Origin of the sequence: Buttiauxella massiliensis, assembly GCF_902500225.1 — a bacterium.
Classification (GTDB): domain Bacteria; phylum Pseudomonadota; class Gammaproteobacteria; order Enterobacterales; family Enterobacteriaceae; genus Buttiauxella; species Buttiauxella massiliensis.
Genome location: NZ_LR722650.1, coordinates 379,132 through 403,834, shown reverse-complemented (window position 1 = coordinate 403,834; position 24,703 = coordinate 379,132). Strand labels below are relative to the sequence as shown.

Genomic DNA, 24,703 nt, shown 5'->3' with positions numbered 1-24,703 from the left:
ATAGAAGAGGGTTCCAAAATGGAAAGTGAACGTTATCTACGAGGCCTGGGAAAATTAAAAGAGGTTGATGGACATGCTGGTGAAAATGTCATTAAGAGCCTGAGTGATATAGCACCGGATTTTGCGCGTCTGCTGATTGAATTTCCATTTGGTGATATCTACTCAAGACCAGGCCTCGATTTAAAAGCCAGAGAAATTGCTGTTGTTGCAGCACTGACCGCACTTGGAAATGCGACGCCACAGCTTAAAGTCCATATCCAGGGGGCGCTGAATGTTGGCTGTTCGGAACAGGAAATTATTGAAGTGATCATGCAAATGGCGGTGTATGCAGGGTTTCCTTGCGCGTTGAATGGTCTATTTGCGGCGAAAGAGGTTTTTGCACAAATAAAATAGCCAGGTTTCCCTGGCTCATTTGGTCGCAGAGCTTATCGCGCCGTTCTGGCCTGATAGCGCTTTAACCAACGTTCAAACACGGCTGCGGGCATGGGCTTCGCAAACAAATACCCTTGCCGTTCGTTGACGCCATTCTTAGTCAGGAAGGCGTCTTCTTTTTGGTTCTCAACCCCTTCGGCAATGACCTGTAAATTAAGCGCTTGGGCAACTGCAACGATTGCACGCACCAGCGATTGAGACACCGACTGCTTATGAATATCGCGTACGAAACTTTGGTCGAGTTTTATCGCGTCGATCGGGAAGCGGGCAAGTTGCGAAAGTGAGGAATAACCCGTCCCAAAATCATCTAAATGCACCTGGGCACCCAAGCGGCTGAATTGTTGAATTACCGAAAGTGCAAGGTCTTCATTTTCAATCAGGCAGCTTTCTGTAAGCTCTACATCAATCGGGCAGTATTCAAAATTAAGATCTTTCAGAGCTTGTTTCAAATCACTGAAGATTGTTTGATCGGCTAACTGGCGGGCAGAAACGTTGACTGCAACGCGTAAATTAATGCCTTTATCACGCCATTTCGCCACCTGCTGAACCACACTTAACATCACCCATCGCCCAAGAGGCACAATTAACCCGGACTCTTCTGCATAAGAGATAAAATCCAACGGTGGAATCAGCCCGCGCTCCGGCGATTGCCATCGCACCAGTGCTTCCAGACTTCTGACTTCACCTCTCCAGGTCATTTTAGGCTGATAGTGAATAACAAGTTGGTCGTTATCGAGCGCTTTACGTAAGTTGGTGTCGAGCCACAAGTACTCAAACACACGTTGATTCATTTCTGGAGCAAATACGCAGAACTTGCCACGACCACTCTCTTTGGCGGTATACATCGCGGTATCAGCATTCCGAATAAGACTTTCACGGTCTTCACCATGTTGCGGAGCCAGCGATATACCTAACGAGCAGCCGGAATAAACTTCAATCAAACCAATGCGGAAGGGCTGTTTTAGTCGCGCCAGAATACGCGACGACATGGCTTCGAGCGTTGCCTGAGAGGTGTCAGTGGCGAGAACAATAAATTCATCTCCACCCAAGCGCGCAAGTATCTGTCCTTCATCAAGGCAACTTAGAATCGCTAATGACACGGCCTGTAATAACTGGTCACCGAACATGTGCCCGTACGCATCATTCACTTTTTTGAAGTTATCAAGGTCGAGATAAACGATCCCTACCTGGGTTTCACCACGGTTTTCAATTGCGGAGGAGATTAAATCATTGATGGCATTACGATTTGGTAGGCCGGTGATGGTGTCGGTGTTCGCCAATACGCGCAGACGCTCCTGCGCACGGCGTTCTTCGGTGATATCAGTACCAGAACAGATCAAATAGATTTCATTCTTACCGCTGCCGCTATGGACAAATTTGTTGCGAAACAAAAACAGCCGCTGGCCTTTACGGGTTTTTATCCAGCGTTCGACTTCGTAAGAATTTCCGTTACGAAAGAATCCGCTAATATTGCGTTTGGAAGCGGCGGCCTCACTACGGCTCATAAACAATTTAAAAACGTTTTGGCCAATAACTTCTTGTTCTTTAAGACCGGTATACTCTTCGCTCAAACGATTGAAGCGTTGAATATTGCCTAATCTGTCGAGAATAACGATGACAGAGTTTGCCTCCGAGACGACCTGTTCCGCGAATGAGAGCCCTTGCACCAAATCTCGGGCAACAGAAGGGGTGTCATCCCAGGCAGATGCCGAACCTGCCCATTCTTTTTTTGATACCTTACGGCCCACTAAATGTACGGAAACTTCACAACCAAATAATGAAATCGACATAGTGACGCTTGAGGTTATTACCGTCATTTGGCGTATTTGTTCCGCCTGCTCGGGCTCAAGAGCGACCACCTGGCTGATATCAGAGCTTTCGCTAGCGGCTAATTGCAGAGCGTTGCTATCGTTTGGTAAACGCCAGTATGGGCTAGTTGTCCCTAAATAACGGTAGAGCAGATTTTGCTCCAAATCGTCTTTCATGCTCTCTCCTGAACAGGGCCCGACATAGCGTGTCAGTCTGTAATTCATATTAGCAATATAAACCGATCTTAAAGGGACAACAGTGAGTTAAAGACATTGTTTTTGCAGAAGATGTGAAAAATCTGAATGTTCCGCACGTTATTGACAGTTTTTCCTGACTTATAACCAGCAGAAAACGAGTTGTGATTCTAATCATTTTCTGGTTGTGATTATGATCCTAAGTGTATTCACAATAAAAAAAGAACAAAAAAAAGCTGAGCACGAGGCTCAGCTTTTAAATTTAAATGACTAACTAACCGTCAGATTGCTGGACGCGCGATCACACTACGAGTTTCCATACGAACCTCTGCGATTGTCACATCAATGACATCTGTCACTTTGTAAGCCACTTCGCCGTTAATTTGCACGGTTCCTAGCTCCTGACTGCATACCATCTCATCGCGGACAGCATGGATAAATGGGGCAGGGATAAAGGCAACAGCGCCATTTTCAATCAGACGTACGCGCATACCGCCACGGCTCACATCAATGATCTCTGCACTGAAACGAGTATCCGTTCCGGCTTTGTCATTCAAGAAGCGAGCATACAGCCAGTCACCGACATCGCGTTCAGCCATGCGGTTCAGGCGACGGCGCTCAGCCATCTGTACTGTGATTTCGTCTTGTGGACGGGATGCGGTTTCACCTTTGATTATCGCTTTCAACAGGCGATGGTTGATCATATCGCCGTATTTACGAATCGGTGAAGTCCAGGTCGCATAAGCCTCCAGACCCAGGCCGTAATGCGGGCCTGGCTCAATGCTGATTTCAGCAAACGACTGGTAGCGACGAATACGAGTGTCAAGGAAGGAGGTTGGCTGCGCATCAAGCTCACGGCGTAATTTGCAGAAGCCGTTTAGTGTCAACACTTCTTGCGCATCTACTTCAAGGCCGTGACCTTGCAGCATAGTCGCCAGCTGTTCAATGTTTGCCGGGTCGAAACCGGTGTGGACGTTATAAACGCCGAATCCCAATTTCTCGCGCAACACAATGGCCGCACAGACGTTAGCCGCAATCATTGATTCTTCAACGATGCGGTTAGCGATGCGACGTGATTCCGCAACGATATCCAACACTTCGCCTTTCTCGCCTAATACAAAACGGTAATCAGGGCGGTCTTTGAACACCAGCGCGTGGGTACGGCGCCAGTCGGCGCGGCTCAGGCAGACGCGTTCCAATAGACGAATTTGCTTAGCGATAGCATCGCTCGGTGGCTGCCAGTCGCCTTTTTCTTCTAACCAGTCGGATACAGCGTCATAGGCCAGTTTGGCTTTAGATTCGATGGTCGCAACAAAAAAGTTAATCTCATTTTCAATGCTGCCATCTTGCGCGATAACCATGCGGCACGCGACAACCGGACGAGTCACGTCAGGGCGCAGTGAACATAAATCGTCAGACAACTCGCGAGGCAACATTGGGATGTTAAAGCCCGGCAGGTAGTTGGTGAAGGCGCGAACTTTGGCGATACCGTCAAGTTTGCTGCCTTCGGCAATCCAGGCCGTCGGATCGGCGATAGCAACGGTGAGTTGTAATTTGCCATCGGCAAGTTCTTCAACAAACAGCGCATCGTCCATGTCTTCGGTGCTGGCGCTATCAATGGTAACGAAATCCAGGGCGGTTAAATCTTCACGCACCAGGCCTTCGTCCAGCATTTCAGTCGCCACGCCGTCTGGCGCTTCACGCTCAAGATTGTGGCGTGACAGTGTCACCCACCATGGCGCAAGGTGATCGTCACCAAAGGTGATGAACTGCGTCAAATCAGCGTAGAAACCACGGTCGCCTTTCAGCGGGTGGCGTTTCATTTCCGCAACGGCCCAGTCGCCATTCTGGAAATCATGGGTCACATTGCGGTCAGCACGACACTGAATCGCATCACGCAATAATGGATGATCCGGAACGATAGACAGACGGTCGTCTTTACGTTGAACACGACCAACAAACCGGCTGAGGAACGGTTCGATAAGCTCTTCTGGCTCAGCGGTTTCGCGGTCCTTGTCGGTATGAATCACCGCGCTCACGCGGTCGCCATGCATCACTTTTTTCATCTGCGGCGGTGGAATAAAGTAACTTTTTTGAGAGTCCACTTCGAGGAAGCCAAAGCCTTTTTCCGTGCCTTTTACCACGCCTTCAACGCGTGGAGTTTGGGAGTGCAGTTGCTGTTTAAGCTGCGCGAGCAGCGGGTTATCCTGGAACATGTTTTTTAGTTTTCGTGGCCAAAAGAGCGGCTGACAGTTTTACGCGAAACCACCCTTTGCGGCAAGCGCTGTTTGCCGCAAAGGTACGTGCTATCAATGTCTAGCGAGTATTGCCAAGCCCAATTTTCAATCGGTTTAACCAGCCGTACAACCCTGAACTCACCAGTAATTGCAAAGCTTCGCCTTCGCTAAAACCCTGTTCGAATAAAGGTTGAAGCTGGGCTGCGCTAAAACTTCCAGGTGCGCGAGTTAATACGCGGACAGCCTGGATTATCGCGCGTTCATGTGGGCGGTTATGGCTCCAGGCTTGTATCGCTCTTTCACCATTGCGCATTGCTTCAGGTAAACCACTTTCTCCACGCCATGCTTTTGCAAAATCCGTAAAACAACTGACGCTTCCGTTAATACGAGCGGTCAACAGACCAACCAAAATCTGATCATCACAGGCTTGAGCACTCGGAGGGAGTAGTAAATGAGTTATCTGGCCGAATAGGGAAAATGCCGTGGCATCGTGAAGCAGCAGCCAACTCATCTCTTGCAAGATATTTTGCGGTAGGCAGTCGTTGTGTACGTCCAGTTGCAGTGTGTTTGCGTAGCGTCGCTCAACTTCAGGCAAACCTGGTTGCCACTGCTTATCACCATCAAGGAATAACTCTGTAGGGGCATCCTGCTGCGTATCAAGCCCTGGTAACCAGCGCACTGGCAAGCTTTGTAGTGCCTGGAAAACTGCAATCACGCGAGCCTGAAAACCGATAAAGCCAATCAACTGGTTAAATGTCACCATATCATTTACTGAAAGAGCAACCTCATCAAGTTGCTGACGCGAGACATCATCAATCAGCGTCGGTTGGCTGGCCAACTGGCGGGCGTATTGGGTGATTTGCGTCAGACGGCGGTTACTTTCGCGCGATGAGTCAGGACCTGGTTGGGGGGCTAGTCGAGCCGCGTAATGATTGCAAAGACGTTGAACACCATAGACCTGTGCGACAGTGAGCGCGGTACTTAAGCGGTCATAGCCACTCAGTGTATGTAAGCGGGTCACAGGGCTGTTTTCAGGCAACAAACATTCACTAATATCACGTGCAGCCGAAAGCCACGCGTGCTCAGAGGTGAGTTGGTCAGCGCTAAGGTTCAAATCAAGTAAAAAACGATCTTCGAGAAACGCGGCTTCGGGAACTAACGGAAGCACGGCGGCATCGTTACGGCTGGACTGGGTTTCATGGTACCAGTGGCCTTTGCCTGAGATTCGGCGTTGTTCCATGGTCATTCCTTGGTCAAAGAGTTTACAAGCCCGGGGAAAACACCTGACGGCCTGGTTTGCTGCTTTATCCTGGCGTAAGCGCGGGAGGTGACAAAAGAATGATCGGTGATAATAAATATCGGAAAAGTATAACTACGAGAGGAGTTTCAGAATTAACAGGCAAGATTGTGGGTGAGGCGAGGGAGTTAACGGGGCAGACAGACGCCTGCCCACGTTATGAACCGAACTAGTCTTTCAGTTCCAGTTCGTTCATTGCAGCGATGCTGAAACCGCCGTCAACGTGTACCACTTCGCCAGAGATACCAGCAGAGAGGTCAGAACACAGGAACGCTGCGGAGTTACCCACATCTTCGATGGTCACAGTGCGGCGAATTGGGGTAACCGCTTCGCAATGCGCCAGCATTTTACGGAAGTCTTTGATGCCAGAAGCCGCCAGAGTGCGGATTGGGCCAGCAGAAATACCGTTCACTCGCACACCTTCTGGACCCATCGCGTTTGCCATATAGCGCACGTTAGCTTCCAGAGATGCTTTAGCCAGGCCCATTACGTTGTAGTTAGGAATAGCGCGTTCTGCACCCAGGTAAGACAGAGTCAGCAGTGCTGAACCAGGATTGAGCATTTCACGGCAAACTTTTGCCATCGCAACAAAGCTGTAGGAGCTGATGTCGTGAGCAATTTTGAAGCCTTCACGGGTAACCGCATTCACGTAGTCGCCATCTAACTGGTCGCCAGGTGCGAAACCGATAGAGTGAACGAAACCGTCAAATTTCGGCCAGCTTTTCGCAAGCTCAGCAAACATCGCTTCGATGCTTGCATCTTCTGCAACGTCGCACGGCAGAACCAGGCTTGAACCCAGATCTGCAGCAAACCCTTCCACACGGCCTTTCAGTTTTTCATTCTGGTAAGTGAAAGCGAGTTCAGCACCTTCGCGGTGCATAGCCTGTGCGATACCGTAGGCAATGGAGAGTTTACTGGCGACGCCAGTGATCAGAATGCGTTTACCGGTAAGAAAACCCATAGCTTTGAATCCTTATAGTTTCTGCTAATTTTATGACTTTATAATCATCAAGTTGACGATGACTAGTCACAATTTTTCAACACGAAAGTGAAATTATATCCCACTCAACGCCTGTTGTGTCAGGTTATTTTTTTACGCTGAACGACTGGTTATCGCGTCACCAGAGGTCTGAACAGATGGTTGTGTGGAGGATGTGGCAGACGCATTGCCGACATGCCTGATGGATACTATGTTTTAGGGTGTTAATTCGCACTTGCCTGGTAAAATAATCACCGGAGATAAATGATGAAAATCACTGTTGAAACGCAGGTTCATGCACCCATTGAGCAAGTCTGGGATACCTACAATAACCCGCAAGATATTGAAAAATGGAATACTGCTTCGGCAGACTGGCATACCGTCAATGCAGAAGTAGATTTAAAGCCCGGAGGAAAGTTTTCATCACGAATGGAAGCGAAGGACGGCAGTATGGGGTTTGATTTTGCAGGTGTTTATACCCACATCATTCCGCATAAGTTGATTGAATACACTTTTGGTGACCGGGAAGCGAAAGTCGAATTTACGGAACAGGAGGGCGGTGTGAAGGTATATCTCGAATTTGACCCTGATACTCAATACCCCATCGAGCATCAGAAGAATGGCTGGCAGGCTATCCTGGATAATTTTGCTCGCTATGTTGAAGCGAAAAAATAACGTATTAAGGGTGGCCCTTCGCGAACGGTATCCACCCTTAATATGTTGGCTTTACCGATCTTTTCGCCACGCATCTGCTGTTAACGCTTCACCGAAATGGCTGGCGATCAGGCGTTTGGTTAGGTCATGAAGCGGGGAGGCAAGAACTTCAGCGGTGCTACCACGCTCAACGACTTCACCCTGGTGCATCACAATCACTTTATCGCTGATGTGTTTCATCATGCCGATATGCTGGGTCACATAAATATAGGCAATGCCCTGTTTTTCCTGCAGTTCCAGCATCAGGTTAATCAGTTGCGAACGCATCGACATATCAAGAGATGCCAGTGCTTCGTCGGCAATAATCACTTTTGGACGCAGGATTAACGCGCGTGCCAAACCCAGACGCTGTTTTTGCCCTGGAGCCAGCATATGCGGGTAGTAGCTGGCGTGATCGGGAAGCAAGCCGACCATTCTCAGGGTTTCAATGATCTGCTTGTGACGCGCTTCTGGCTCGAGGTTAGTGTTCAGGCGCAGCGGGAAATCGAGGATCTGCGAAATACGCTGGCGCGGGTTCAACGAGGTGCTCGGGTCCTGGAAAATCATTCGGATATGCTGGCTTCGGTAGGTATAGTCACCGTATTGCAGCAAATGATCGTTAATTAGCACTTCGCCAGTGGTCGGCTCAACCATCCCGGCAAGCATTTTGGCAAGTGTCGACTTTCCTGAGCCATTCTCACCGATAACCGCCAATGTCTGTTTTTCACGCAGAGTGAAATTCAGTGGTTTAACGGCGTCAACATGCTGACGCTGGAACAAGCCAGTTCGATAGCGAAACGTTTTACTTAAATTACGAACTTCGAGCAGCGTTTCAGCCATTACTGACTCTCCATATTCAGCGGGAAGTGACAGGCATAAAGATGTGTCTTTGCCCCCATCAAGCGAGGTGTTTCAATACATTCACGCTGTGCATAAGGGCAACGCGGCCCCAGTCGGCACCCCATCGGCAACTGTTCAAGTAAAGGAATCGCACCAGGCATAGTATTGAGGCGGCTTTTATGCGGCATCGGGCTGCCAAAGTCAGGGATCGCGCGGATAAGCGCCTGTGTATAAGGGTGGTGCGGGGTGGCAATCAGCTCTTCACTGGTTGCGCTTTCCACGGTTTGCCCACAATACATGACGTTAATTTTATCGGCCCATTTGCTCAGCATCTGCAAGTCATGGCTGATAAGCAAAATGGTTGTGTTGTTGTACTGGTTTAACCGCGTCAGTAGTTTGAAAATTTGCAGTTGCGTAGTTGGTTCCATCGCATTGGTTGGTTCATCCGCAATCAACAAACGCGGCTGGTTTGCCAGCGCAATGGCTATCATCACCTTCTGGCATTCACCGTCAGTCAGCTCGTAGGGATAGCTACGCATCGCATCTTTATGATCTTTAATCCCCACGCGGTGTAACAACTCAATTGCCCGGCGTTTGCGCCAGCCAAATCGTTTCCACCAGCGGCCTTTATAGGTCCAGCCTGGAATATTTTGCATCAACTGACGACCGACTCGTTCTGATGGGTCCAGACACGACTGCGGTTCCTGGAAAATCATCGAAACGTTGTGGCCGACCAGGCGACGACGCTCGCGTGAACTCAGACGTAGTAGATCGATATCATCAAACCGCATACGGTCGGCGGTGATGCGCCAGTTGTCTTTGGTGACGCCGCAAATCGCTTTGGCAATCAGACTTTTTCCCGAACCGGACTCGCCCACTAAACCGCGGATTTCCCCTTCATTCAGAGTCATACTGACGCGGTCGACGGCTTTTACCCAACCTTCGGAAGTCATAAACTCGATGGTCAGGTTACGAATATCAAGTAATGGCATTATTGCACCCCCGCATTGATTGCGCGGCGTAAACCGTCGCCCAGCAGGTTGACCAGCAACACACTGATCATGATAGCCACTCCGGGCAACATTACTGTCCACGGAGCGACATAAATCAACTCCAGTGCGTCACCCAGCATCGAGCCCCATTCCGGTGAAGGGAGTTGTGCGCCAAGGTCCAAAAACCCTAGTGCAGCAATATCCAGAATCGCCATTGATAGCGCACGCGTAATCTCAGTAACCAGAATCGCCGCCGTATTCGGCATTACCGCAAACCAAAGAATATTCAGTGTTGATGCACCATCAAGGCGTGCGGCAACCACGTAATCTTTTTCCAGTTCGTCGTGAACGGCGCTATAAACAGAACGCACCATACGCGGCAGTAGGGCGAGCCACACGGCAAACATAGCGTGCAATAAATGTGGCCCGACAAACGCAACGACAATAATTGCCAGCAGCAGCGACGGAATCGACAACAGCGTATCAAGAATATGGTTGAGCACAGCAGAGCGAAGGCCATGTGTTGAACCGGCAAATACGCCCAGAATAATGCCGCATACTGCTGCCGCAAGCGTAACGACAAACGCACCGCCAACTGTTGGTGCGGCACCGCTTAACAGACGGCTCAATACATCACGCCCCAGGTCATCTGTCCCCAGGAAGAAAGAGACATCGCCATAGCGTGACCATGAAGGCGGTAACAGTTGATAACCCAGGAACTGTTGGTCGATGCCGTAAGGTGCAAAAAACCCACCAAAAATGCACAGCAGTACTAAAGCGCCACAACCATATAGGCCGATCATTGCGGTAGTATCGCCGTAAAATTTTCGCCATGTCAGGCGCAGAGTGCTCGGCGGGCGCTTCTCGCGATAGACGCTATCGTAAGGCATACCATTCCTTATGTGTCAGAGGGTTTGCCATGGCACCCAAAATATCGGAGATAACGTTCACGATGATTACCAATGAGCCAATGACCATCACGCCAGCAGAAATGGCCGTGTAGTCTTGTTGGCGAATTGCGTTGATAAGCCAGCGCCCAAGGCCCGGCCAACTGAATACAACTTCAGTGATCATCGCCAGAGTTAACATGGTTGAGAATTGCAGGCCGAGGCGTGGAATGACCGGAGGCAACGCGTTGTGCAGCACATGACGATGAAGAATTGTCAGGCGTGATAAACCACGGGTTGCAGCTGCCTTAATATAGTTTTGGTCAAACACTTCAATGGTGCTTATACGCATCAGGCGCACCACTTCAGTGGTCGGTGCGACGGCTAATGCCACCACTGGCAGTACCATGTGACGTATGGCGCTGACGATCATCTCTTCGCGATATGGAGAGTCCGATAGCCAGGCATCAACCAGCGCAAAACCAGTCACTGATTTCACTTCATAAAGCAAATCAAAGCGTCCGGAAACGGGCAACCAACCTAATGTTAGCGAGAAAAACATCGTTAGAAGCAAGGCTAGCCAGAATACAGGAATAGAAAAACCAACAAGTGCCAGAGCGCTTATCAGCCGGTCTTGCCACTTATTGCGCATAATACCGGCCAGCATTCCCACCGGAATACCTATCAGTAATGCCAGGCCAAATGCCAGAATGCACAGTTCCATGGTGGCAGGGAAAACAATACGCAGCTGTTCATTAATCGACTGACCGTTAATGCTCGATACGCCGAAATCCCAATGCATAATACTTTCAAACCAGAAAACCCACGCATTCCACAGTGACGCACCTTGCAGTGGGGCATGAGGGGTAAAATAGTTGAGGCTAAAACCGATAAAGGTCAGAAAAAACAGCGTCACCAGCAGCAATAGCAGGCGGCGCAGAGTGTAAATAATCATGGTTTTTTCACCTCAACATTCTCACGGGAAACACCCGCAAACGATGCATTACCAAACGGACTTAGCACCAGCCCTTTAATGTCGTAGCGATAGGCTTGCAAGCGCAATGATGACGCCAGTGGCAGCACGGGCAATTGTTCGGCCAGAATATCCTGAGCCTCGCGGTAAGCTTCAATGCGAGAGGCCAGTTGCTGAGACGACAACGCTTTTTGCAGCACTTCATCAAACTTAGGGTCACACCAACGAGCATAGTTGGTCTGCGATCGGATCGCGGCGCAACTAAGCATGGGGCGGAAGAAACTATCAGGGTCGTTACTGTCTGTTGCCCAACCTGCAAGCGTTAAATCGTGGTTCATATCCATTAAGCGAGCTTCCTGGAAACGGCCTTCGACGGGAACGATAATAACCTTCACCCCAATTTGCGCCATGTCCGCCTGGATAAGCTCTGCCGTTTTCAACGGGCTTGGGTTCCATGCCTGAGAGCTAGTTGGAACCCATAGACGCAATTCAAGGTTGTTAAGCCCGAGCGCTTTTAATTGCTGGCGAGCTTTCTGCGGGTTGTATTCGGTTATTTTGGAGTCGCTGTCGTAAGCCCAGGAAGCACGAGGCAAAATAGAGGCGGCTGTTTCGGCTGTACCGTAGTAAATCGACTGCATCAGGCGTTGATTATTAATGGCCAGTGCCAGAGCATGACGTACTGCTGGGTTATTCAATGGTGCTTTGTTGGTGTTAAACGCCAGATAAGCAATGTTCATTCCCGGACGCAAAGTAAGCCGCAATCGCGGATCATCACGTAAAATCGTCAGCTGACTGGCTGCTGGATAGGCCAGTACATCGCATTCGCCGGTGATCAGTTTCGATAAACGCCCTGTACCACCTGAACCCAGATCCAGAACAACTTGCGGCATTAATGGAACACCGCGCCAGAATTTCGGATGGCGTGCGAGGCGAATATATTGCCCTGCGCGATATTCACTTATCTGGAATGGCCCTGTGCCAACCGGCTGACGGTCCATTAATTCCTGACGGTCGGCCTTAGTCAGTTGATCTGCATATTCTGCAGACATCACGGATGCGTAATGTGTAGCCATATGCCACAAGAAAGAGGCATCCGGCTTTTCCAGTCGGAACTCAACGGTGTTGCTATCAAGCTTGCGAATACTTTTTACTGAGTCCGGGAACTGAAGGCTATCGAAGTAAGGGTAGTTGCCGCCGTTAACGTTATGCCATGGGTGTTTGCGATCAAACACTCGTTGGAAGCTGAAAACAACATCGTCAGCATTCAATGCGCGAGTAGGTTTAAACCATGGTGTGGTTTGGAACTGAACATTCGAGCGCAGATGAAAACGATAAGTGGCACCGTTATCCAATACTTCCCAGCTCTCGGCCAATTCTGGCACCAGGCGATAAGTGTAAGGATCAACATCCAGCAACCGGTCATATAACTGTGCGGCAAGGGTGTCCACAGTCAAACCACCGCTGGCCATCTGCGGGTTAAAAGTATTGACCTGACCGCTGACACAATAAACAAATCCGCTGTTACGGATATCGGCTGGCTTTTCAATAGGTGTTGCAGCAAATGCCGCGCCACTCAGGCAGCTAACCGCCAGTAACAGGGAGGAGACAATTCCGCGCATAAGTTTTTGAGTTTTCTCGGGTGATAGCCAAAGTGTATCGCACTCTGGAGGGCTTCCCAAAATATGTCAGGCTATTTTGCTTTTTTAATAAACAAAGCCTGCAAAAAAGGCGGGGAGATGCTGTTTTTTGCAGCATTACTGGCCTTCGCAGAGACTAAAAGCTCAATCTGATAGCTATTCAGATAGCATAATTTGGTGCTTTTTCAGTAAGGCGCGCAGTTGATGATAAGTGAGCCCGAGCAAATCAGCGGCTTTACGCTGGTTGTATTTCGCCTGCTTGAGGCTTTGTTCAACGAGTGTTTTCTCTTGATCATTTTGCCAGGCGCGTAAATCCATTGGCAAGGTTTGTTGCTGCGATTCGATACTTTTTACAATAGTTACAGGTTGCCGCGCAAAGGGATCGAGGATGATTTCATCGACAGGTTCCTCACTGGACCCATGGCGATAAACCGAGCGTTCCACCACGTTTTTTAACTCACGGATATTGCCCGGCCAGGCATAATTCATCAGTGTTAATTGCGCTTCTTCGGTAAATCCAGGAAATAGAGGGAGCTGCAATTCGCGACACATGGTGATCGCAAAATGTTCGGCCATCAACATGATATCGGGTTGACGCTCACGTAGCGGGGGAAGTGTCACCACATCAAATGCCAGACGGTCGAGTAAATCAGCGCGGAATTTCCCTTCTTCAGCAAGTTTTGGCAGATCGGCGTTGGTCGCACAAACTAATCGCACATTGACCTGCAACGGCTGGCTGCCGCCAACACGCTCAAGCTCACCGTATTCCACGACGCGTAACAGTTTTTCCTGCACCATCATGGGTGCGGTTGCCAGTTCATCAAGAAACAACGTACCGCCGTCGGCGCGTTCAAAGCGGCCTGGATGGCGCTTCTGAGCGCCGGTAAAAGCCCCAGCCTCATGTCCGAATAGCTCTGAGTCCAGCAAGTTGTCGTTGAGTGCCGCGCAGTTCAGGGAGATAAATGGCCCTTGCCAACGGCGTGAAAGGAAGTGCAAACGGTTGGCAATCAACTCTTTGCCTGTTCCGCGTTCGCCAATCACTAACACCGGTTTCTCAAGCGGTGCCAGGCGGGAGACTTGTTCCAGAACTTCAAGAAAACTGTTTGCCTCTCCAATCAAATTATCTTTGCTATCTGCCATGATTAAATTAACCAATAGTTAGTGAATATCACCACTATAAACATTATGTGTAATGAGTCAAATTTAATTATTATGTTTAAAATCAATAAGATAAAAATTTGGCACGCCGCTTGCAATATTGAATTCGAGCAGGGTGCCGGGCACCTGAAATAATGACTAAAGAGGATTGAATTATGGGTATTTTTTCTCGTTTTGCCGACATCGTGAATGCCAACATCAACTCACTGCTCGAGAAAGCAGAAGACCCACAGAAGTTGGTGCGCCTGATGATTCAGGAAATGGAGGACACACTCGTTGAAGTGCGCTCTACCTCGGCTCGTGCGCTGGCTGAAAAGAAACAGCTTTCCCGTCGCGTAGAACAAGCAACTGCACAGCAAGCTGAATGGCAGGACAAAGCAGAATTGGCGCTGCGTAAAGATAAAGAAGATCTTGCACGTGCGGCATTGATCGAAAAACAGAAAATGACCGACCTGATCGCCACCCTGGAAGATGAAGTGGTGCATGTCGATGAAACCCTGGCGCGTATGAAAAAAGAGATTGGCGAGCTTGAGAATAAACTCAGCGAAACCCGCGCGCGCCAGCAGGCGTTAACGCTGCGCCATCAAGCAGCCTCTTCTTCACGCGATGTTCGTCGACAGTTGGATAGCGGCAAAATCGATGAAGCAATGGCTCGTTTTGAATCTTTTGAACGCCGTATTGACCAGATGGAATCAGAAGCGGAAAGCCACAGCTTTGGTAAACAGAAAAATCTCGATTCACAGTTTGCTGAACTGAAAGCCGATGACGAGATCAGCGAACAGCTGGCTGCGCTGAAAGCTAAAATGAATAACCAGGAACGTGGGTAATTCACTTTAACTGCGGCGTGCATGGCGCGCCGCAGCTGGCCTGACTTGTAAAAGGAGTACACATGAGCGCGCTTTTTCTTGCCATTCCGTTAACCATATTTGTGTTGTTTGTCGCCCCCATCTGGCTGTGGTTGCACTACAACAACCGAGCCGCGAATGGCGGGCAACTCTCTCAGGGCGAGCAACAGCGGCTGGCGCAGCTAACGGATGAATCACGCCGTATGCGCGAACGTATTCAGACGCTGGAGCAGATCCTTGATGCAGAACATCCGAACTGGAGAGACAAATAATGGTGAACTCAATTTCCGGTCGTAAATTGTGGCGTATCCCTGAAAAAGGGATGGTGAAGGGGGTTTGCGCGGGTATCGCGCAATACCTTGATGTGCCAGTCAAATTGGTACGCCTGATTACCGTATTAGCGATGATCTTTGGCCTATTTTTCTTTGTGATGGTGGCCTACATCGCTCTGACCTTTATCCTTGACCCAATGCCTGCGGGTGCCGACCAGGCAACCCCTCAACCGACTACGCGCGATTTGCTCGACGAAGTTGATGCTGAACTTGCGGCAGGGGAGCAGCGTTTACGTTCTATGGAACGCTATATAACCTCTGATACCTTCACGTTACGTAGCCGTTTCCGTCAGCTTTAATGTTCTCTATGGGGGCGATTGCCCCCGTTGTAATCGGGAGAAACCATGTCTAAATTCCAGACGGCTGCGAACAAGGCTAAGCCGGGCCTGAAAATTGTCGGTAAGTTAGTATTGCTGACCGCCCTGCGCTACGGCCCTGCAGGCGTCGCGGGTTGGGCAGTTAAATCCGTAGCGCGCCGTCCATTGAAAATGCTACTGGCGCTAACCCTTGAGCCCCTGCTGGCACGAGTACTGCGCAAAATTTCTGCTCGCACTCAAGGCGGCACTGCAAAGTAATCTTTTCTCCACACTTTTGATTTTCAATTCATTTGCCATTGATTCGGTATTAACTACCCATATTTATTACAATCAGTGAAGATTCTCCTCAGTTGAGAGACAACGGGCGCAACCAGGACGCATATGAACAGAATCAAGAATGAACTGAATGCCCTGATGAACCGGGGTGTGGACCGACATTTACGTCTTGCCGTAACCGGTTTAAGCCGCAGCGGTAAGACGGCTTTTATCACCGCGATGGTGAATCAATTATTGAGCGTGCATAACGGCGCGCGTTTGCCGTTGCTTAATGCGGTGCGTGAAGAACGCCTGCTTGGCGTGAAACGTGTGCCACAGCGTGATTTAGGTATTCAACGTTTTACCTATGACGAAGGTCTGGCGCAGTTGTACGGCTCTCCACCGAACTGGCCGACTCCAACCCGCGGTGTTAGCGAAATGCGCCTCGCGCTGCGTTATCGTTCTAACGATTCACTGCTGCGCCATTTCAAAGACACATCAACGCTGTATCTGGAAATTGTCGATTATCCTGGCGAGTGGTTATTGGACTTGCCGATGCTTGCGCAAAATTACCTGAGCTGGTCGCGCCAGATGACAAGTCTGTTGACAGGCGATCGCGCTGAATGGTCTGTGCAGTGGCGCAAACTATGTGAAGGGTTGGATCCGCTGGCTCCTGCCGATGAAAACCGCCTTGCTGCAATTGCAGAGGCCTGGACTGAATATCTGCTGCACTGCAAACGAGAAGGTCTGCATTTTATCCAACCCGGTCGTTTTGTGTTACCTGGTGATATGGCCGGCGCTCCGGCGTTACAATTCTTCCCGTGGCCAGATGTGGATAGCATTGGCGAGTCGAAACTCGCTCAGGCAGACAAAACCACCAATATCGGCACGTTGCGGACACGCTTTGATTACTACTGTGAAAAAGTGGTCAAAGGGTTCTACAAGAACCACTTCCTTAAATTTGACCGCCAAATTGTGTTGGTGGATTGTCTTCAGCCTCTCAACAGCGGCCCGCAAGCATTCAACGATATGCGCCTCGCGCTGACGCAACTGATGCAAAGTTTCCATTACGGCCAACGCACGTTGTTTCGCCGCCTGTTTTCGCCGGTTATCGACAAACTTTTATTTGCTGCCACCAAGGCCGACCATGTGACCGTCGATCAGCACGCCAACATGGTGTCGTTACTACAGCAACTGGTGCAGGACGCCTGGCAGAATGCCGCGTTTGAAGGTATCGACATGGACTGCATGGGGCTTGCGTCAGTTCAGGCAACACAAAGTGGCCTGGTTGACGTGAAAGGTGAGCAAATCCCGGCATTGCGTGGTAACCGTTTAAGTGATGGCGCACCGCTAACCGTCTACCCTGGCGAAGTTCCGGCGCGTTTACCAGGAAGTGCTTTCTGGGAGAAACAAGGTTTTCAGTTTGAACAGTTCCGTCCGCAAGTGATGGATGTGGACAAGCCAATGCCGCACATTCGGATGGACGCGGCGCTGGAGTTTTTAATCGGGGATAAATTGCGATGAACGAGCCATTAAAACCGCGTATCGATTTCGCACAACCACTGGATGTGGAAAAAGAAGATATCTACAAAGCGCCACATGCTTTCAGCGAGCCGGAGGCTGAGAAGTTTACTCCAGCGCTCAACACGTTTGATGAGGTTGACGTTGACGATGGCGGCCAAGCAGAAGCCGTGATTGAAGCGGCTTTGCGCCCGAAACGCAGCCTGTGGCGGCGCATGGTTCAGGTCGGGCTTGGGCTGTTTGGCGTCAGCGTGGTGGCGCAAGGCATTCAGTGGACGCATACCGCTTATGTTACCCAGGACTGGATTGCTCTCGGAGGCGGCATTGCTGGCGGGTTGATTATTGCTGCCGGTGTGGGCTCAGTGGCGACAGAGTGGCGCCGTTTATGGCGCTTGCGCCAGCGTGCTGAAGAACGTGACGAAGCGCGTGATTTGATGCACAGCCACGGCATGGGGAAGGGTAAAGCCTTCTGCGAAAAACTCGCGCACCAGGCTGGGCTTGATCACGGGCATCCTGCACTGCAACGCTGGTACGCCGCGATTCATGAAACGCAAAACGATCGTGAAGTAGTGGAGCTATATGCCCGTTTGGTCCAGCCAGTGTTGGATAACCAGGCGCGCCGGGAAATCAGCCGCTCGGCTGCTGAGTCCACGCTAATGATTGCCGTCAGCCCGCTGGCGATGGTGGATATGGCGTTTATCGCCTGGCGTAACTTGCGCCTGATAAACCGTATTGCCACGGTTTATGGCATAGAATTAGGTTACTACAGCCGTATCCGTTTGTTCCGTCTGGTATTGTTGAATATCGCCTTTGCCGGAGCCAGTGAACTGGTGCGTGAAGTCGGTATGGACTGGATAGGCCAGGATCTCGCGGCAAGACTCTCGACGCGTGCTGCGCAGGGCATTGGTGCTGGTTTGCTGACCGCCCGCTTAGGGATTAAAGCAATGGAGCTTTGCCGCCCATTGCCATGGATTGAAGGCGACAAACCGAAACTCGGTGATTTCCGCAAGCAGTTGCTGGTTCAGCTCAAAGAGACAATGAGTAAAAGTAAAACCAGACCTGTAGAGTAACAAACAGGCAATGCCGTGAGCACTTTGCTTTACGGCATCGCCCCCATTCAGCGACTTATCTGTCAACTTTTCTTCACACATCTCTTCTGACCATTCGTTATCTGGAGTATCATCACTCCACCCAATGACTCAGCTTATTGCAATTGAAGGACACCTCCATGCGTCTGGAAGTTTTTTGCCAGGACCGCCTTGGTCTGACTCGAGAATTACTTGATTTACTTGTGCTGCGTAGTATCGATTTGCGAGGAATCGAAATTGATCCAATTGGGCGAATTTACCTGAATTTCTCGACACTTGAATTTGACTCATTCAGCAGTCTGATGGCTGAAATTCGGCGAATCCCGGGCGTTACGGATGTGCGTACCGTGCCGTGGATGCCTTCCGAGCGTGAGCATCGTGCGCTGAGTGCTTTGCTTGAAGCGCTGCCAGAGCCTGTACTTTCGTTGGATATGAAAAGCAAAGTAGAGCTGGCAAACCCAGCGAGTTGTGCGCTGTTCGGACAAAATGAAGACAAGTTGCGTAACCATAATGCCGCAAGCCTTGTGAATGGTTTCAATTTTATGCGTTGGCTTGAAAGTTCTCCGGCCGAATCGCATACCGAACATGTGGTCATCAACGGGCAGAACTTCCTGATGGAAATCACGCCGGTTCATCTGGATAGTGAAAACGAAGAGTCTTCACTGGTGGGGGCAGTTGTTATGCTGCGCTCCACGGTGCGTATGGGTCGCCAACTACAAAATATCTCTAACACTGATGTCAGCGCTTTCAGTCAGATTGTTGCCGTCAGCCCGAAAATGCGCCATGTGGTTGATCAGGCTCATAAACTGGCACTGCTGAATGCGCCGCTGCTGATTGTTGGCGATACAGGCACCGGAAAAGATTTGCTGGCTCACGCTTGCCACCTTGGCAGCCCACGCGCGCAGAAACCTTATCTGGCGCTGAACTGCGGTTCGATGCCAGACGATGTTGTAGAAAGCGAATTATTTGGTCACGCGCCAGGGGCATATGCCAACGCTGTTGAAGGTAAAAAGGGCTTCTTCGAGCAGGCGAACGGTGGCTCGGTTCTGTTGGATGAGATTGGTGAGATGTCGCCGCGTATGCAAACTAAATTGCTGCGCTTTCTCAACGATGGGACTTTCCGCCGTGTGGGCGAAGAACACGAAGTACATGTTGATGTCCGCGTGATTTGCGCCACCCAGAAGAACCTGGTTGAAATGGTACAAAAAGGTGAGTTCCGTGAGGACCTCTATTACCGCTTGAATGTACTGACGCTGAATCTGCCACCTTTGCGTGATCGCCCGCAAGACATCATGCCCCTGACCGAACTGTTTGTAGCACGATTTGCCGATGAACAAGGGGTACCGCGCCCGAAATTGGCAAATGACCTGAGTAATATGCTTACACGTTACGGATGGCCGGGAAATGTGCGCCAGTTGAAAAATGCAATTTATCGCGCATTAACGCAGTTGGAAGGTTATGAATTGCGTCCACAAGATATTTTGCTGCCTGATTTTGACACCGTCAGTTTGGCTGTTGGCGAAGAGGCGATGGAAGGGTCGTTGGATGATATTACCAGCCGCTTTGAGCGCTCGGTACTGACACAGCTTTATCGTACTTATCCAAGTACGCGTAAATTGGCAAAACGCCTGGGTGTGTCACATACGGCGATTGCGAACAAATTACGTGAATATGGTTTGAGCCAGCGTAAAACCGAAGATTAAAAAAACAATGCCCCCTGATTTCGGGGGCATTCACACTGATGATAAATCTCTTTGTAGGTCGGATAAGCGCAGCGTCATCCGACAAAAAAGTTTACCACCCTTGTTAACACTTAAGCCTTCAGGGCTTCCAGTGCTGCAGCATAATCTGGCTCGTTAGTGATTTCGTTCACTAACTCGCTGAATACCACTTCATCTTGCTCATTAAGAACCACAACGGCACGAGCCGTCAGGCCTTTCAGTGCGCCTTCAGAAATGCCGACGCCATAAGCTTGCTGGAATTCTGGGTTACGCAAAGTAGACAGAGTAACAACGTTGCTCAGGCCTTCTGCGCCGCAGAAGCGAGACTGTGCAAATGGCAGGTCAGCGGAAACACACAGTACAACGGTGTTCTCCATTTCAGTTGCCAGTTGGTTGAATTTGCGCACGGATGCCGCACAAACGCCGGTGTCGATGCTTGGGAAAATGTTCAGTACTTTACGTTTTCCGGCGAACTGGCTCAGTGCAACATCAGAAAGATCTTTTGCGACTAAAGAAAAAGCTTCTGCTTTGTTGCCAGCTTGTGGGATCTGACCTGCAACCGCTACAGGGTTGCCCTGGAAATGAACGATTTGTGACATGTTTGATTTTCCTTTTTACATATAATTAACGCCACCGACAGTGTATGTCAGTATTCATCGTCTGAATATAAAAAACTGATAGTGCAAGTAAAAGTGTTCGCTGGCTATACTCTGCGAAGAATACAAACAACGACGACAGGCAAAACAATAATGAGATCAGTCAAGGTTTACCAGGAAGCATGGCCGCTCCATACGCCGTTTGTGATTTCACGCGGAACCCGCAGCGAAGCGGTAGTTGTGGTGATTGAGCTAGAAGAGGACGGAATTAAAGCTGTGGGCGAGTGCACGCCGTATCCGCGTTATGGCGAAAGCGTGGAATCTGTGCTGGCGCAAATCACCACGGTTGTACCTCAACTGGAAAAAGGGATGACGCGCGAGCAGCTGCAAGATGCTTTGCCGGCTGGGGCCGCGAGAAATGCCGTCGATAGCGCTTTGTGGGATTTAGAAGCCAGAAAGAACAAACGTACGCTGGCATATACGGCAGGCGTTGAACTTCCTGAATTAATCACCACAGCACAAACGGTCAGCATTGCCGAACCAGAGCAAATGGCGGCGGCGGCGAAACTGTTGTGGGATAAGGGCGCGCGTCTTTTGAAGGTCAAAATTGATGACCGCCTCATCACTGAACGTATGGTGGCGATTCGTGCCGCTGTTCCAGAAGCCGTTTTAATTGTTGATGCCAATGAAGCATGGCACAGCGATGGGTTGGCGGCGCGTTGCCAGCTACTGGCCGATCTCAATGTTGCGATGCTTGAGCAGCCTTTACCGGCCGGGCAAGACAGTGCGCTGTCTAACTTTATTCATCCGTTACCTATTTGCGCTGACGAAAGTTGCCATACCCGTGAGAGTTTGCGAGAGCTGAAAGGTCGTTACGAGATGGTAAATGTGAAGCTGGATAAAACTGGTGGCTTAACCGAAGCTCTGGCGTTAACTCAGGCCGCGCGCGAACACGGGTTTGATGTGATGTTAGGCTGTATGTTGTGTACCTCGCGGGCAATAGCCGCAGCGTTACCGTTGGCAGCTAAAGTCCGCTTTGCCGACCTCGATGGTCCAACCTGGTTGGCTGTTGATGTTGAACCAGGCTTGCATTTTGAAACCGGTAAGCTTTATCCGTAACGGATAATTATTTTTGCCAGTGCAATAAGCCCATCATGGCATCCAGATACCGCTCACTCGCATCGTCAGCTGAGATGGGCGGGAACTCTGCGGTAATACAAGGCAAATCTAAATCTGCGCACCAACTACCAAAAGAGCCGGGCGTTTCATAACCGACACTAGTAACCAACGGCAGTTCGAATGCCTTCGCAAGCCATGCCCCGAGCACTGAGTTATCAGGATCTTCAATGCAACCTAAAGGATCGTGGAAAGAGACAACCCACGCAGGTTGTAAGGTGTGAATCAGTTGGCATAAGGCTGCGGTTTCTGGCTCAGAACCCGGTTTTTTGCCTGTAGAGAGCACCACATCACGTTCATCCGCGCTACTGTTCCAGCGATAAACCGTATCACCTGATTTCCAGTTGGCTGCGGGGAAATTACGATTCAGGTCTACACCATTGGCGTTAGCGCGTAAGCCAAGTTGGCAACCATCTGGATTGACGGCCAGCACCACATGATGACGACGATATTCGGGCTCAAGAGTGCGTAATGCACAAGACAGCGTAACCATCGCGGCATTCTCATCGCCATGTGTACCGGCAATAATTAACCCACTGCGCTGCTCGCTGGGTGCTGCGGGGAACCAAATAAGCGGTGCGCCGAAAACAGATTTACCATAACGTTCGCTGCCCGGAGGCAAATGGCCTCGTTGCGAACGAGGGCGGTGGCCTGACATAGCATTCCTTAAATCGACTCAGATTTTTAATGCTGATAGTAATAGCAGTGATTTCAAAAAAACTCATCTGAAACAATCTCCTGTCAGACCAGTTCACCCTTTACTCCGAAATTCACAAAAATCTAAGCGGGAGGCGATTTTCGTCACGTTATTTATTTTTGTTATTGGCAAAACAGTTGATTGCGTTACATTGTTTGTCTGTCACTGCCGTGAGCGTAGTGCTGGCCCAAACAAAATTATTCATAAGGGTAAAACATGAAAAAGCGTTTTTTGACTACTTGTTGCGCGTTAGCCATTGCCAGCCTCTTTTCTAACTCATGGGCGGCGGATGTGCCGACTGGCACTAAACTCGCGGCTGATCAAACTCTGGTGCGCCATATCAAAGATGAGCCTGCTTCTCTTGATCCAGCCAAAGCAGTAGGGTTACCAGAAATTCAGGTAATCCGTGATCTTTTCGAAGGGTTGGTGAATCAAAATGAGAAAGGGCAACTAGAACCTGGTGTTGCGACTAAATGGCAAAGCAATGATAACCGCACCTGGACCTTTACTCTGCGTGATAACGCGCGCTGGTCCGATGGATCACCTGTAACCGCGCAAGATTTTGTTTATAGCTGGCAGCGTCTGGTTGACCCTAAAACCACCTCACCATTTGCATGGTTCGCAGCTCTTGCTGGTATTAACAATGCGCAAGCCATCATTGATGGAAAAATGCCTGCTGATAAGTTGGGTGTGACGGCAGTTGATGCAAGAACGCTACGAATTCAGTTGGATAAACCAGTACCGTATTTCCCAAATCTTACGGCCAATTTCTCGTTCTACCCGGTTCCTAAAGCTGTAGTTGAGAAATTCGGTAACGACTGGACTAAGCCTGGAAACCTGGTGGGTAACGGCGCATACGCGCTTAAAGATCGCATCGTTAACGAAAAACTGGTGGCGGTACAGAACCCTCATTACTGGGATAATAGTAAAACAGTTATCACCCAAGTAACGTTTATTCCGATCAACCAAGAGTCTTCGGCAACAAAACGCTATCTGGCGGGAGATATTGATATTACTGAATCTTTCCCGAAAAACCTCTACCAGAAATTGCTCAAAGATATTCCAGGTCAGGTTTACACCCCGCCGCAGTTGGGAACGTATTATTATGCTTTCAACACCCAAAAAGGGCCGACTGCCGATCAACGAGTGCGTCTAGCCCTGAGTATGACCATCGATCGTCATATCATGGCGGAAAAAGTGCTGGGGACAGGCGAAAAACCTGCGTGGCGTTTTACTCCGGATGTAACCGCCGGATTTAAACCGGAAACTTCTCCATTTGAGCAAATGAGCCAGGAAGAGGCCAATGCACAGGCGAAAACGTTATTGCAGGCCGCAGGCTACGGCCCGACCAATCCGCTTAAACTCACCCTTTTGTACAACACCTCGGAAAACCACCAGAAGATTGCTATAGCAGTGGCTTCAATGTGGAAGAAAAATCTGGGTGTGGATGTGAAACTGCAAAACCAAGAGTGGAAGACATATATCGATAGCCGTAACACCGGTAACTTCGATGTTATCCGCGCTTCATGGGTAGGTGACTACAACGAACCTTCTACCTTCCTGTCATTGTTAACGTCATCCCATAGCGGCAATATCTCACGCTTCAACTCGCCGGAATATGACAAAATTCTGCAGCAAGCGAGCCAGGAAACTACGGATGAAGCGCGTAATAAAGACTACAACCAGGCTGAGAAAATCATCCAGGAAAAAGCGCCAATAGCGCCTATCTATCAGTACACCAACGGCCGTTTAATTAAGCCATGGTTGAAAGGTTATCCAATTAATAACCCTGAAGATGTCGCATATAGCCGCACGATGTATATCGTAGCTCACTAGATTTAGCCCGTCTTTCAAAGAGCCGGTCAGTTACGCAACTGACTGGCTCTTCGAACATATATTCTTCACCAACTCTGTCGTTTGCTCTATCAAGAAGCGGATGTCGCGTAGCCACCAGCAATAAACCAGGTGATAAATACAATCGCTGCAACAATGATTGCTATTGGAAACAGTACGCCAATTTTCATTTT

Annotated in this window: 24 protein-coding genes; 11 read left to right on the top strand and 13 right to left on the bottom strand. The window is 49.8% G+C overall.

What is annotated here, in order from left to right:
- The first annotated feature begins 18 nt into the window (after positions 1 to 18).
- The gene (locus tag GC128_RS06390) at positions 19 to 393 is read left to right on the top strand and encodes a carboxymuconolactone decarboxylase family protein (protein ID WP_151993601.1); all 375 of its coding nucleotides are present in this window, start codon (positions 19 to 21) and stop codon (positions 391 to 393) included.
- 32 nt (positions 394 to 425) lie between these two features.
- On the opposite strand, the gene pdeR is transcribed toward GC128_RS06390, so the two are convergent.
- From pdeR to fabI, 4 genes are all read right to left on the bottom strand, one after another.
- The gene (pdeR, locus tag GC128_RS06385) at positions 426 to 2,417 is read right to left on the bottom strand and encodes a cyclic di-GMP phosphodiesterase (RefSeq protein WP_151993600.1); all 1,992 of its coding nucleotides are present in this window, start codon (positions 2,415 to 2,417) and stop codon (positions 426 to 428) included.
- Between the two features lie 299 nt (positions 2,418 to 2,716).
- Entirely contained in the window at positions 2,717 to 4,651 is a 1,935-nt protein-coding gene (locus GC128_RS06380; protein ID WP_151993599.1) for an exoribonuclease II, read from the bottom strand.
- Between the two features lie 100 nt (positions 4,652 to 4,751).
- A complete protein-coding gene (locus GC128_RS06375; protein WP_151993598.1) occupies positions 4,752 to 5,912 on the bottom strand; it encodes a CMD domain-containing protein in 1,161 nt (386 codons plus the stop codon).
- A gap of 226 nt (positions 5,913 to 6,138) precedes the next feature.
- Complete coding sequence (fabI, locus tag GC128_RS06370; RefSeq protein WP_064558757.1) at positions 6,139 to 6,930, bottom strand: enoyl-ACP reductase FabI; 792 nt, start codon at positions 6,928 to 6,930, stop codon at positions 6,139 to 6,141.
- Positions 6,931 to 7,212: 282 nt separating this feature from the next.
- Here fabI and GC128_RS06365 point away from each other — a divergent pair, with 282 nt between their 5' ends.
- Positions 7,213 to 7,623: an SRPBCC family protein gene (locus GC128_RS06365; RefSeq protein WP_151993597.1), complete on the top strand. Its 411-nt coding sequence runs from the start codon at positions 7,213 to 7,215 to the stop codon at positions 7,621 to 7,623.
- 51 nt (positions 7,624 to 7,674) lie between these two features.
- On the opposite strand, the gene sapF is transcribed toward GC128_RS06365, so the two are convergent.
- From sapF to pspF, 6 genes are all read right to left on the bottom strand, one after another.
- Positions 7,675 to 8,481, bottom strand: coding sequence for a putrescine export ABC transporter ATP-binding protein SapF (sapF, locus tag GC128_RS06360; RefSeq protein WP_151993596.1), 807 nt, complete (start codon positions 8,479 to 8,481; stop codon positions 7,675 to 7,677).
- On the bottom strand, positions 8,481 to 9,473 hold the full coding sequence (sapD, locus tag GC128_RS06355; RefSeq protein ID WP_134182412.1) for a putrescine export ABC transporter ATP-binding protein SapD: 993 nt from the start codon (positions 9,471 to 9,473) through the stop codon (positions 8,481 to 8,483). Before sapD ends, sapF begins: the two co-directional genes overlap by 1 nt.
- Positions 9,473 to 10,363, bottom strand: a complete 891-nt coding sequence (gene sapC, locus GC128_RS06350; protein ID WP_151993595.1) for a putrescine export ABC transporter permease SapC — start codon at positions 10,361 to 10,363, stop codon at positions 9,473 to 9,475. The genes sapD and sapC overlap by 1 nt, the downstream gene beginning before the upstream one ends.
- Entirely contained in the window at positions 10,350 to 11,315 is a 966-nt protein-coding gene (gene sapB, locus GC128_RS06345) for a putrescine export ABC transporter permease SapB (protein WP_151993594.1), read from the bottom strand. Before sapB ends, sapC begins: the two co-directional genes overlap by 14 nt.
- On the bottom strand, positions 11,312 to 12,952 hold the full coding sequence (gene sapA / locus GC128_RS06340) for an ABC transporter substrate-binding protein SapA (RefSeq protein WP_151993593.1): 1,641 nt from the start codon (positions 12,950 to 12,952) through the stop codon (positions 11,312 to 11,314). The genes sapB and sapA overlap by 4 nt, the downstream gene beginning before the upstream one ends.
- A 174-nt stretch (positions 12,953 to 13,126) precedes the next feature.
- Positions 13,127 to 14,110, bottom strand: coding sequence for a phage shock protein operon transcriptional activator (gene pspF, locus GC128_RS06335; protein ID WP_151993592.1), 984 nt, complete (start codon positions 14,108 to 14,110; stop codon positions 13,127 to 13,129).
- Positions 14,111 to 14,283: 173 nt separating this feature from the next.
- On the opposite strand from pspF, the gene pspA reads away from it, so the two are divergent.
- The 7 genes from pspA (at position 14,284) to tyrR (ending at position 20,189) form a co-directional block, all read left to right on the top strand.
- Complete coding sequence (gene pspA, locus GC128_RS06330; RefSeq protein WP_151993591.1) at positions 14,284 to 14,955, top strand: phage shock protein PspA; 672 nt, start codon at positions 14,284 to 14,286, stop codon at positions 14,953 to 14,955.
- A 62-nt stretch (positions 14,956 to 15,017) separates the two neighbouring features.
- Positions 15,018 to 15,245, top strand: coding sequence for an envelope stress response membrane protein PspB (gene pspB / locus GC128_RS06325; RefSeq protein WP_034455459.1), 228 nt, complete (start codon positions 15,018 to 15,020; stop codon positions 15,243 to 15,245).
- Complete coding sequence (pspC, locus tag GC128_RS06320) at positions 15,245 to 15,604, top strand: envelope stress response membrane protein PspC (protein ID WP_064511602.1); 360 nt, start codon at positions 15,245 to 15,247, stop codon at positions 15,602 to 15,604. Before pspB ends, pspC begins: the two co-directional genes overlap by 1 nt.
- Positions 15,605 to 15,649: 45 nt before the next feature.
- Positions 15,650 to 15,880 carry a phage shock protein PspD gene (gene pspD, locus GC128_RS06315; RefSeq protein WP_064511601.1) on the top strand — a complete coding sequence of 77 codons (231 nt, stop codon included), beginning with the start codon at positions 15,650 to 15,652 and terminating at the stop codon, positions 15,878 to 15,880.
- A gap of 123 nt (positions 15,881 to 16,003) precedes the next feature.
- Positions 16,004 to 17,401: a YcjX family GTP-binding protein gene (locus GC128_RS06310; protein WP_151993590.1), complete on the top strand. Its 1,398-nt coding sequence runs from the start codon at positions 16,004 to 16,006 to the stop codon at positions 17,399 to 17,401.
- Entirely contained in the window at positions 17,398 to 18,468 is a 1,071-nt protein-coding gene (locus GC128_RS06305; RefSeq protein WP_151993589.1) for a YcjF family protein, read from the top strand. Before GC128_RS06310 ends, GC128_RS06305 begins: the two co-directional genes overlap by 4 nt.
- Before the next feature lie 158 nt (positions 18,469 to 18,626).
- On the top strand, positions 18,627 to 20,189 hold the full coding sequence (gene tyrR / locus GC128_RS06300) for a transcriptional regulator TyrR (protein ID WP_151993588.1): 1,563 nt from the start codon (positions 18,627 to 18,629) through the stop codon (positions 20,187 to 20,189).
- Between the two features lie 110 nt (positions 20,190 to 20,299).
- On the opposite strand, the gene tpx is transcribed toward tyrR, so the two are convergent.
- Positions 20,300 to 20,806: a thiol peroxidase gene (tpx, locus tag GC128_RS06295; protein ID WP_151993587.1), complete on the bottom strand. Its 507-nt coding sequence runs from the start codon at positions 20,804 to 20,806 to the stop codon at positions 20,300 to 20,302.
- Between the two features lie 150 nt (positions 20,807 to 20,956).
- Here tpx and ycjG point away from each other — a divergent pair, with 150 nt between their 5' ends.
- Positions 20,957 to 21,922 (top strand): L-Ala-D/L-Glu epimerase, encoded by a 966-nt coding sequence (gene ycjG, locus GC128_RS06290; protein WP_151993586.1) that lies wholly within the window; start codon positions 20,957 to 20,959, stop codon positions 21,920 to 21,922.
- 7 nt (positions 21,923 to 21,929) lie between these two features.
- Here ycjG and mpaA read toward each other — a convergent pair whose 3' ends face one another.
- The gene (gene mpaA, locus GC128_RS06285) at positions 21,930 to 22,637 is read right to left on the bottom strand and encodes a murein tripeptide amidase MpaA (RefSeq protein WP_151993585.1); all 708 of its coding nucleotides are present in this window, start codon (positions 22,635 to 22,637) and stop codon (positions 21,930 to 21,932) included.
- Between the two features lie 255 nt (positions 22,638 to 22,892).
- Between mpaA and GC128_RS06280 the strand changes: the two genes are divergently transcribed.
- The gene (locus tag GC128_RS06280; RefSeq protein ID WP_151993584.1) at positions 22,893 to 24,512 is read left to right on the top strand and encodes a peptide ABC transporter substrate-binding protein; all 1,620 of its coding nucleotides are present in this window, start codon (positions 22,893 to 22,895) and stop codon (positions 24,510 to 24,512) included.
- A gap of 89 nt (positions 24,513 to 24,601) precedes the next feature.
- On the opposite strand, the gene GC128_RS06275 is transcribed toward GC128_RS06280, so the two are convergent.
- The gene (locus tag GC128_RS06275; protein WP_151993583.1) at positions 24,602 to 24,700 is read right to left on the bottom strand and encodes a YoaK family small membrane protein; all 99 of its coding nucleotides are present in this window, start codon (positions 24,698 to 24,700) and stop codon (positions 24,602 to 24,604) included.
- Positions 24,701 to 24,703 lie beyond the last annotated feature (3 nt).

Bases quoted from the DNA above. Each gene is read 5' to 3' on its own strand.
- sapB (WP_151993594.1), bottom strand. From the start codon at position 11,315: ATGATTATTTACACTCTGCGCCGCCTGCTATTGCTGCTGGTGACGCTG.
- tyrR (WP_151993588.1), top strand. From the start codon at position 18,627: ATGCGTCTGGAAGTTTTTTGCCAGGACCGCCTTGGTCTGACTCGAGAA.
- ycjG (WP_151993586.1), top strand. From the start codon at position 20,957: ATGAGATCAGTCAAGGTTTACCAGGAAGCATGGCCGCTCCATACGCCG.
- fabI (WP_064558757.1), bottom strand. From the start codon at position 6,930: ATGGGTTTTCTTACCGGTAAACGCATTCTGATCACTGGCGTCGCCAGT.
- sapD (WP_134182412.1), bottom strand. From the start codon at position 9,473: ATGCCATTACTTGATATTCGTAACCTGACCATCGAGTTTATGACTTCC.
- GC128_RS06390 (WP_151993601.1), top strand. From the start codon at position 19: ATGGAAAGTGAACGTTATCTACGAGGCCTGGGAAAATTAAAAGAGGTT.
- sapF (WP_151993596.1), bottom strand. From the start codon at position 8,481: ATGGCTGAAACGCTGCTCGAAGTTCGTAATTTAAGTAAAACGTTTCGC.
- sapC (WP_151993595.1), bottom strand. From the start codon at position 10,363: ATGCCTTACGATAGCGTCTATCGCGAGAAGCGCCCGCCGAGCACTCTG.
- GC128_RS06280 (WP_151993584.1), top strand. From the start codon at position 22,893: ATGAAAAAGCGTTTTTTGACTACTTGTTGCGCGTTAGCCATTGCCAGC.
- pspF (WP_151993592.1), bottom strand. From the start codon at position 14,110: ATGGCAGATAGCAAAGATAATTTGATTGGAGAGGCAAACAGTTTTCTT.
- GC128_RS06305 (WP_151993589.1), top strand. From the start codon at position 17,398: ATGAACGAGCCATTAAAACCGCGTATCGATTTCGCACAACCACTGGAT.
- pspA (WP_151993591.1), top strand. From the start codon at position 14,284: ATGGGTATTTTTTCTCGTTTTGCCGACATCGTGAATGCCAACATCAAC.
- tpx (WP_151993587.1), bottom strand. From the start codon at position 20,806: ATGTCACAAATCGTTCATTTCCAGGGCAACCCTGTAGCGGTTGCAGGT.
- GC128_RS06275 (WP_151993583.1), bottom strand. From the start codon at position 24,700: ATGAAAATTGGCGTACTGTTTCCAATAGCAATCATTGTTGCAGCGATT.
- GC128_RS06310 (WP_151993590.1), top strand. From the start codon at position 16,004: ATGAACAGAATCAAGAATGAACTGAATGCCCTGATGAACCGGGGTGTG.
- GC128_RS06380 (WP_151993599.1), bottom strand. From the start codon at position 4,651: ATGTTCCAGGATAACCCGCTGCTCGCGCAGCTTAAACAGCAACTGCAC.
- GC128_RS06365 (WP_151993597.1), top strand. From the start codon at position 7,213: ATGATGAAAATCACTGTTGAAACGCAGGTTCATGCACCCATTGAGCAA.
- pspB (WP_034455459.1), top strand. From the start codon at position 15,018: ATGAGCGCGCTTTTTCTTGCCATTCCGTTAACCATATTTGTGTTGTTT.
- pdeR (WP_151993600.1), bottom strand. From the start codon at position 2,417: ATGAAAGACGATTTGGAGCAAAATCTGCTCTACCGTTATTTAGGGACA.
- sapA (WP_151993593.1), bottom strand. From the start codon at position 12,952: ATGCGCGGAATTGTCTCCTCCCTGTTACTGGCGGTTAGCTGCCTGAGT.
- GC128_RS06375 (WP_151993598.1), bottom strand. From the start codon at position 5,912: ATGGAACAACGCCGAATCTCAGGCAAAGGCCACTGGTACCATGAAACC.
- pspC (WP_064511602.1), top strand. From the start codon at position 15,245: ATGGTGAACTCAATTTCCGGTCGTAAATTGTGGCGTATCCCTGAAAAA.
- pspD (WP_064511601.1), top strand. From the start codon at position 15,650: ATGTCTAAATTCCAGACGGCTGCGAACAAGGCTAAGCCGGGCCTGAAA.
- mpaA (WP_151993585.1), bottom strand. From the start codon at position 22,637: ATGTCAGGCCACCGCCCTCGTTCGCAACGAGGCCATTTGCCTCCGGGC.